6 protein-coding genes and 1 pseudogene are annotated in these 8,486 nt (G+C 74.0%); 4 read left to right on the plus strand and 3 right to left on the minus strand.

The features are described 5' to 3' along the window. A pseudogene (locus MTQ10_RS24265) lies at window positions 1-1,469 on the minus strand (AAA family ATPase); the annotation flags it as partial. Between the two features lie 220 nt (window positions 1,470-1,689). Beyond that, window positions 1,690-2,601 carry a bis(hydroxyethyl) terephthalate hydrolase gene (gene bdeA / locus MTQ10_RS24270; RefSeq protein ID WP_247472288.1) on the minus strand — a complete coding sequence of 304 codons (912 nt, stop codon included), beginning with the start codon at window positions 2,599-2,601 and terminating at the stop codon, window positions 1,690-1,692. A gap of 285 nt (window positions 2,602-2,886) precedes the next feature. Between bdeA and MTQ10_RS24275 the strand changes: the two genes are divergently transcribed. From MTQ10_RS24275 to MTQ10_RS24285, 3 genes are all read left to right on the plus strand, one after another. Further along, the gene (locus MTQ10_RS24275) at window positions 2,887-3,120 is read left to right on the plus strand and encodes a hypothetical protein (protein ID WP_247472289.1); all 234 of its coding nucleotides are present in this window, start codon (window positions 2,887-2,889) and stop codon (window positions 3,118-3,120) included. A gap of 84 nt (window positions 3,121-3,204) precedes the next feature. Next, on the plus strand, window positions 3,205-4,098 hold the full coding sequence (locus tag MTQ10_RS24280; protein WP_247472290.1) for a Gfo/Idh/MocA family protein: 894 nt from the start codon (window positions 3,205-3,207) through the stop codon (window positions 4,096-4,098). 102 nt (window positions 4,099-4,200) lie between these two features. After that, window positions 4,201-5,307, plus strand: coding sequence for a PP2C family protein-serine/threonine phosphatase (locus MTQ10_RS24285; protein WP_247472291.1), 1,107 nt, complete (start codon window positions 4,201-4,203; stop codon window positions 5,305-5,307). Here the strand turns inward: MTQ10_RS24285 and MTQ10_RS24290 are convergent. Beyond that, entirely contained in the window at window positions 5,267-7,570 is a 2,304-nt protein-coding gene (locus MTQ10_RS24290; RefSeq protein WP_247472292.1) for an MMPL family transporter, read from the minus strand. The two genes, MTQ10_RS24285 and MTQ10_RS24290, sit on opposite strands and share 41 nt — an antisense overlap. Before the next feature lie 264 nt (window positions 7,571-7,834). Between MTQ10_RS24290 and MTQ10_RS24295 the strand changes: the two genes are divergently transcribed. After that, window positions 7,835-8,041, plus strand: a complete 207-nt coding sequence (locus MTQ10_RS24295; RefSeq protein ID WP_247472293.1) for a hypothetical protein — start codon at window positions 7,835-7,837, stop codon at window positions 8,039-8,041. Window positions 8,042-8,486: the final 445 nt, after the last annotated feature.

An 8,486-nucleotide genomic window follows, 5' to 3' on the forward strand; every position in this document is an offset into this window, starting at 1 on the left:
GAGCCGACCCGGCCGATGCCGTCGTGGTGCGAGGCACGCGCCGCGTCGTCGTAGGCGTCCGTGCGGGCCGCGGCGGCGAGGGCGGGGTCGGGTCCGGCGGTGGCCCAGGAGCGGTGCAGCAGGACGGGCAGGCGGTCGTTCGCGGGCAGTGCGCGCGCCAGCGCGTCATGGACGGTACGGCGCAGCCCGGCCGGTGCGGTGGTGTACAGCGCGCGCAGCAGCAGGGTGCTGTACGGGCGGAGCCGTCCGTCGGCGGTCGCGCGCAGGGTGTCCGGCAGGGCTTGTGCGGGGCTCGGGTCCAGCAGCGCGACGGCCCGGTGCACGGGGGCGGCGTCCGCGTCCGGTGCGCCGGTGGCGTGCAGCGCGGCGGCGACGGTCAGCTCAAGTGTGCGCCGCTCGGGCGGGAGCCCGGTGAGGTGGGCGCCGAGGGCTTCGCTCATCGTCTCGGCGTCGGCGACCGGCTCGGGCAGGGGCCGCTCGCCGCCCAGCTGCGCTGCGGTGAGGCGGCGGGCCAGTGCGAGCAGCAGCGCCGGGTTGCCCTCGGCCTCGGCCACGAGGGTGTCGCGTACGGCGAGGTCGACAGCCGTACCGGTGGCCTCCTCCAGGAGGTCGGCCGCGTCGTCCGGGGTGAGCGGGTCGAGGCGGAGGACGGGCAGTCCCGCGAAGTCCCGGTCGACGGGCCGGTGTCCGGCGACGCTGATCAGCAGTACGACGCTGCCCCGCCCGCCGGGTCCCGCCGGGTCGCCTGGGTGCGGGTCGGCGACGGGAGTCGGGCGGCTGTTCGTGTGCAGGCGGGCCGCGGCCTCGCCCAGCACGGCGCGGGAGGGGGCGTCCCAGAGGTGGGCGTCGTCCACGCACAGCAGGAGCGGGCGGGAACCGGCCGCCCGGTGAAGCACCGTCAGGAGGGCGTCGGCAGCGGTGCGGGGGTCCGCCGTACGCGACTCCGCCGCACGGAGATCCGCCGTACGCGACTCCGCCGTACGGAGATCCGCCGTGCGGGGGTCCGCCGTACGGAGATCCGCGGCGAGGCCGACGGGCTCCGGCGAGCTGACCCGTCCTGCGGTGTGCGGCGCTGCCGCCCGACCGGGCACCCCGGGTGCCGTGGCCGACCCGGCCCACCCGGCCGCCTGGGGTCCTGCGGCCTGTCCGGCACGGTGCAGCGCCGCGGTGGGTTCAGCGGCCCGGGAGTCCGTCACCGCCCCGGCCGCCCGGTACAGGGCGCGCAGGCCGGCGTACGGCTCGTGGGTGTCGGTCGGGTCGTGCCGTACCCGGAGCACGGGTCCTGTCCCGTCGTGGGAGCGTGCGGCGTGGTCCAGGAAGGCGGTGCGTCCGCCGCCCGGTTCGGCGGTCACCAGGTGGGCGCCGCCCTCGTCGCGCAGCCGGTCCAGCAGCGCGGCGAGCCGGTTGCCCAGGGCGCCGGGGCGGTAGGCGGGCGCCGCCGGTCTCTCGGTCGTCGTCCGTCCGGTCATTCCCGCGACGTTACTCAGCCGTAACGCGGAGCAAAAGCCATACGGATTTGAAGGATTGATGGTTCATCGATCGGCTGACCTGCGTCCTCACCGGGCCGGGCCGTGTGCGGGAGTGTGCCGCGTCCCAATACCCGCCGCCCCCGCCGCTGCACGCGCACAACGCGGACGGCGACCGTGGGCGCTGCCGCACGGTCGCCGTCGTACGAGGTGTCGGGCCGGGTCAGGAGGTGTGCGGGCAGTTGCCGCGGTACTCCTCGATGGTCAGGCTCGGCCGCGGGATCGGGCAGAGGAACTGCTCGTAGCGGGTGTCGTTGTCGATGAAGCGCTTCAGCCAGGAGATGCTGTACTTCGCGATCGTCGTGTTGGAGACGTTCGGGGTGAAGTGGGTGGCCCCGTTCAGCTCCAGGTAGGCCCGGTCCGTGGAGGACGGGAGCGTGTTGTAGAACGGCTCGGCGTGGGTGAGGACCGGAGCGATCGTGTCGCCGTCGGCGCCGAAGATCAGGGTCGGCGTCTTGATCTCGGGCCAGGTCTTGTCGAGGTTCCACGGGGTGAGCGGGATCGCCGCCTGGAGCGAGGGCCGGCTCTTCGCGGCCTCCAGGGAACCTCCGCCGCCCATGGAGTGGCCCATCACACCGAGCCGGCTGCTGTCGATGCGTCCGCGGACGGAACTGCGCTGCGTGAGGTAGTCCAGGGCCGCGAGCAGCTGGCGTCCGCGGGAGTCCGGCTGGTCGAGGGTGGTGATGGTGTCGATGGTGAACACGACGAAGCCCTGCGAGGCCAGGCGCGGTCCGAGCCAGGCGATGGAGGACTGGGTGCCGGTGAAGCCGGGCGAGACGGCGATGGCGCCGAAGGTGCCGTCGGCGGTGCTGGTGGGGTAGTAGATCGTGCCGCCGCCGAAGCCGGAGACGGACAGCCGGGAGACGGTGACCTCCGAGACGGCGTACGGGCCGCGCAACGCCTCGATGCTCGCCTCGGTGGGTGCCGGGCCTCGCTCGTACGGGTTGTCGGCGGCGTGCGCGCCGGGCCCGCCGAATGCGGTGAGCCCGACCACGGCGGTCAGGGCGGCGGCAGCGGCGGCGAGCCGGCCGCCGCGGCGGGAGCGGTGCGCGGTGCGGGTGTGGGGGTGCTGCACGACGAGTCGTCCTCTCGGTCGTGGCGGGCCGCCCTGGGGAAGGGGGGCGCCGCCGTCGTTTCGGCGGTGCCACTGTCGGCGGCGCCCCCTGGTCCGCGGACCGGCGAAGTCACCGGTCTCACGAGCAGCACCGGCCGATTCGCCCCTTCCGTCACGAAATCCGCCACAGTTGTTCGCGAAGCTTCACGGCTTTCCCCGCGCTTTCACCGCGCCCGACGGGTTCCGGGGCATGGGAAGGCGGATCCGGAGCACTCGTGTGCCTGTCGCCTGGCCGAGGAGGACGCCGTGCTCTGGGTCGCCGTCTCGTTGCTGCCGCTCATGTCCCTGCTGTTGCTGGTCCTCGACCGGATCGAGGAGCGGCTGCTCGATCCGGCGCCCAGGCGTCACCGCCGCCTCGCCCTGCGACGTCCGTTCCGCCTCGTCGCCGGCCGGGGGCGCACGCCCGCGGCACCGCCGGCCGCGCCCGCCGCTTCCACAGCGGCCACCGCGCCCAGGGCCCAGGAGCGTCCCGCGGTCTGAGGCCCGGCCCGGGCGTGCCCGCTGTCCCGCCCGGTATGGCAGGCTCGGCATGATCTGGTCGGTCTCCCAGGGAGAGGCGGCGGTATGCGCATCGGACTGCTCGGCACCGGACCCTGGGCGCGGATGGTGCACGCGCCCGCCCTCGCGGCGCACGACGCCTTGGAACTGGCCGGGGTGTGGGGGCGCCGCCCGGAGGCGGCGAAGGAGCTGGCGGAACAACACGGCACGCGGCCCTACGACGACGTGGACGCGCTGCTCGCGGACGTGGACGCGGTGGCCGTCGCCCTGCCGCCGGACGTGCAGTCGGGTCTGGCGGTACGGGCGGCGCGGGCCGGACGGCATCTGCTGCTGGACAAGCCGCTGGCGACGACGGTCACGCAGGGGCGGGAGGTCGCTCGGGCGGTGCGCGGGGCCGGGGTGGCGTCGGTGGTCTTCTTCACGACCCGGTTCCAGCCTGAGCCCGAGGCGTGGATCGCCGAACAGGCGGACCGTGGCGGCTGGTTCACCGCGCGGGCGTTGTGGCTGGGTGCCGTGTTCACCGGGGACAGCCCCTTCGCCGACTCGCCGTGGCGCCGTACGAAGGGCGCGCTGTGGGACGTGGGCCCGCATGCGCTGTCGGTACTGCTGCCGGTCCTGGGCGACGTACGACGGGTGGCCACGGCGGTGGCCGGGCCGGGCGACACGGTGCAGTTGGTGCTGGACCACGAGCGGGGTGCGTCGAGCACGGTGACGCTGAGCCTGACGGCTCCGCCCGCCGCCGCGGGTGTCGAGGTGGAGCTGCGCGGTGAGGCCGGGCGGGCGCTGCTGCCGGACGCCGCCGAGGGTGCCGTGGCGGCGTTCGGGCGTGCCGCCGACGCGCTGCGGGGTGCGGCGCTCGGCGGCGGGCCGCACCCGTGCGACGCCGCTTTCGCCCTCCGGGTCACCGAGATCCTCGCCGAGGCGGAGGCCTTGCTCGCGGGAGCCTCACAGCGCGCCTGACGCGCGGGACGGGACGCGTGCCGCGCAACAGGCTCCCGTACGGCTTCGCCCGGACCGCGGTCCCGGCGTGCGGTGCCGGGGCCGGCGTAGGAGCGTGGTCCCATGGGCGGTTCGGGCGGGCCGGGTTCGCGTCGAGCGGCGGAGTCGCGCGGATGGCTGCGCGGTGCCCCGCCTCCGTGGTGGGTGCGGGCGCTGCCCGTCGCGCTGATCGTCGCCGTGTGCGTGGCGACGCTGGTCAGCGACGAGAACCTGGAGATCGGGTTCCTGCTGGGCGCGATCCCGCCGCTGGCCGTGCTGTCGTACGGACCGGTCGCGACGGCCGTGCTGGGCGGGGCCGTGATCGCGATGCTGAACATTCCCGCCTTCCGTCTGGACCAGCCGGGGCAGACCGATCTGCTCACGGTGTGCTTCGTCGCCGGGCTGAGTGTGTTCGTGTCGTTCGTGCGCAGCCGCCGGGACGCCCAGCTCGATCTGGAGCGCACGGTCGCCGCCGCCGCGCAGCAGGCGATCGTGCCGCCCGTGCCGGAGCGGGTGGGGGCGGTGCGCTGCGCGGGGCTGTACCGGGCGGCACAGGACGGCACGCTCGTCGGGGGTGACTTCTTCGACGTGCGGCAGGGGCCGTTCGGGGTGCGGGCGGTGCTCGGCGATGTGCAGGGGCACGGTCTGGCGGCGGTGGCGACGGTCGCCTCGCTGCTCGGCGCGTTCCGGGAGGCCGTGCTGGACCAGCCGGACCTGGAGGGGGTGGCGGCACGGCTGGACCGGCGGCTGGAGGCGGACTCGGCGCACACCCCGAACGCCGAGCTGTTCGCCACGGCCGTACTGCTGGAGTTCTCGCCGGACGCGGGCGCCGTACGGGCGGTGTCCTGCGGTCATCCGGCGCCGCTGCTGCTGCGTGCGGGGACGGCGACGGAGCTGGCGGTGGAGCCGTGGCAGCCGCTGGGGCTCGGGCTGCCCGGGCTGGGCCCGCCGAGCGGTGTGGCGGTGGCGCTGCGGCCCGGGGACCGGCTGCTGCTGGTGTCGGACGGTGTGGTGGAGGCGCGGAACGCGGCCGGGGTGTTCTATCCGCTGGCCGAGCGGCTGGCGGCGCTGACGTCCGCGCCGACGGCGGCGCTGCCGGGGCGGCTGTGGGCGGACCTCGGCGGGTACGCCGAGGTCCTCGAGGACGATGTCACGATGCTCGTTCTGGCGCCTGAGGCCCGGCAGGCGTGACGGCGGCCTCGTGGTCCCCTTCGGCGTCGATGTGCGGCAGGACGCGGTCCAGCCACTTCGGGGTCCACCAGGCGTGGCTGCCGAGCAGGGTCATCACGGCGGGCACCATCAGCAGACGGACCACGGTGGCGTCGATGAGGACGCTGACGGCGAGGCCGAGGCCGAGCATCTTGACGACGATGTTGTCACTGATGATGAACGCCGCGAACACGCTCACCATGATCAGCGCGGCGCAGGTGATGACGCGTGCGGTGATCTCCAGGGCGTGCGCTACGGCGTCCTCGGCGTTCTTGGTGCGCATGTAGTTCTCGTGCACGCGCGACAGCAGGAAGATCTCGTAGTCCATGCTGAGGCCGAAGATGATGGCGAACATCATCATCGGGACATAGCTCTCGATGGGCACCTTGCCGTTGACGCCGAGCGCGGGTCCGCCCCAGCCCCACTGGAAGACGGCGACGACCACGCCGTACGAGGCCGCGATGGACAGGACGTTGAGGACGGCCGCCTTCAGGGCGACGAGCAGGCCGCGGAAGACGGCGAGGATGATCAGGAAGGCGAGGGCGACGACGACACCGATGATCAGCGGCAGCCTGCTGGCGACGATGTCGCGGAAGTCGACCTGGGCGGCGGTGGTGCCGGTGACGTAGCCGTGGGCGTCGGTGCCGGAGACGGCCTGCGGGAGGGTGTGGTCGACGAGCCGGTTGGCGAGGTCGGTGGTGGCGGCGTCCTGCGGGGACTTCTGCGAGTAGACGGTGGCGATGAGGACGTCGCCGTCCTGTGTGGTGGTCAGCGGGGTCACCGTGGCGGCGCCGGGCACCGCGTCGAGCACCTTCTGGGCGTTGGAGGCCAGGTCGGCGCGCTGCGAGGACGGTACGTCGCTCTGGTCGATGACGACGGTGAGCGGGCCGTTGGAGCCGGGCCCGAACGCGTCGGTCATCAGGTCGTAGGCGCGCCGGTCGGTGAAGGACGTGGGGTCGGCGCCGTCGCCGATGTGTCCGAGCTGGATCGAGAAGACAGGGATCGCCAGGACGACGACGGCGGCGACACCGGCGGCCAGGAACTGCCACGGGCGGCGTTCGACGCGCTTGGCGTACCGGTGCCAGGTGCCCTTCGGTTGGTCCGCCGTCGCGTCCGCCTCGGCGACCGGGCGGCGCACCGTGAACCGGTCGATGCTGCGGCCGAGCAGACCGAGCAGGGCCGGTACGAGGGTCAGGGCGCCGGCGACGGCGGAGACGACGGTGACGGCGGCGGCGAGACCGAGCTTCCCGATGAAGGACACCCCGGACGCGTACAGGCCCATCAGTGCGACGATGACGGTGCAGCCGGAGACGAGGACGGCCCGGCCGCTGGTGGCGGTGGCGTGGCCCGCGGCCCGGGCCGGGTCGGCGCCGTTCATCAGGTTCTGCCGGTGACGGGTGATCAGGAACAGGGCGTAGTCGATGCCGACGCCGAGTCCGATCATCGTGGCGAGGGTCGGGGAGACGGTGGCGAACGTGAACGCGGCCGCGAGCAGGCCCAGCACGGCGAGCCCGCCGAGCACGGCGACGAGGGCGGTCACCAGCGGCATGACGGCGGCGAGGACGCTGCCGAAGCCGATCAGCAGGACGACGATCGCGACGCCGAAGCCGATCGCCTCGCTGACCCGGTCGTCGGGTGCGGGCCGCGCCAGCTCGCCGAGGGGTCCGCCGTACTCGACCTGCGCCCCGGCGTCGCGCAGCGGCTCGACCGCACGATCGACACCGGTGAGGTAGTCGTCGCCGAGGGTGGAGGGCTGCACGTCGAAGCGGACGGTGATGTAGGCGGTCTTGCCGTCGGTGGACAGCGGGCCGACGTTGTCGGGCTGTTGCTGCTGGGACTGCTGTTGCTGGGATCGGGACTGCTGCTGTTGCTGCTGGGCCTGGGTGAGCGGGTTCTGCGCGGACAGCACGTGCGGCAGCTTCTCCAGGTCCCCGACCGTGGTCGACATCGGCGAGGACAGGGCGGTCAGCGACTCGTCGTCGTGCAGGACGATCTGGCTGCTGTAGCCGCCGGCCTGCGGATCGTGCGCCTTCAGCACGTCGAGGCCCTGCGACGACTGCACGCCGGGGATCGTGAAGTTGTCGGAGTACTCGCCGCCCACGGACCGGTTGAGCGCTTGCAGCGCCACGACCGCGATCAACCACGCCACCAGGACGATCACGAAGTGCCTGGCGCACCATTCTCCGAGCCGCCTCAGGATCCCCCGGGCGGGAGGTCCCCCCTTGTCCGCGTGACTGGGTGACATGGTCTCGGCCGTCCCGGTCGACTGCGCCGGACGTTCCGTCCGGCTCCCGTTGATTCCCATTGCACCCCCTCACCGGCCGATCGGCATCTCGGGCAGGGGGGTTACGGGTGTGGCGCGCGGGGCACCCGGTGCGCGGAGTCGAAGGCTCTCGGGGGCGCTCGCCCCTCTCCGGATGCAGGGTGCGCTCCCGCGGTGAATGGTGTTAGTGGGCCCGATGACAGCACCAGGGCCGCCGACACCCATCCGGACCGGAGGAGTCGCACCATGCCGACGTCAGAGCCCGACGCGTCCCGGCCGTCCCGGGACCGCACCACCCCGGACAGGCTGCTCCACGCCCGTACCGGCACCGAAGTGTCCCCCGAGGACGTCGTACTGGCCGCGGGCCGGGACATCACCCCGCGCAACATCGAGTGGGCGAAGCGGAAGCTGGAGCAGGAGGGGCCGGCGGCCCTGGACAAGCTCCTGCCCTGATCAGCCCGCCGCCGCGTCCCGGTCCCCCGCTCGGTGCGGAGGACCGGGACGCGTGTGTACGGCGGTGGGGGCGGGCGGCGGGGCGGGGCCGGGTGCGCGGGACGTGCGGGTCTCAGGCGTGCGGGGTCACGACCGCACGTGCCGGAAGCGTACGGGGCTGTGGCGGCCCCACGCGCACCCCGCGTGTCAACGGCGTGCGCGTGTCGACGGCATGCGCCTGTAGGCCGCGCGCGCGTGTCGATCGCGTGCGTGCGCGGGGGCCGGTGTGCGACCGGCCCGGTCGGGCCGTCGTGGCGTGGGGCTATCATCACTCGCGCACTCGGTGTGACCGACCGTCCACGCAGCGGCGGCACGGCGCACCGGCGTGTCCGTCCGCCGTCGGCCCGGGGCCGATCCCCCCTCGCTGTCTCGGCGAGTTCCTCGTCGAACAGCGCCAGCGTCAGCG

Source organism: Streptomyces sp. XM83C, assembly GCF_023072675.1.
GTDB lineage: Bacteria > Actinomycetota > Actinomycetes > Streptomycetales > Streptomycetaceae > Streptomyces > Streptomyces thermocoprophilus.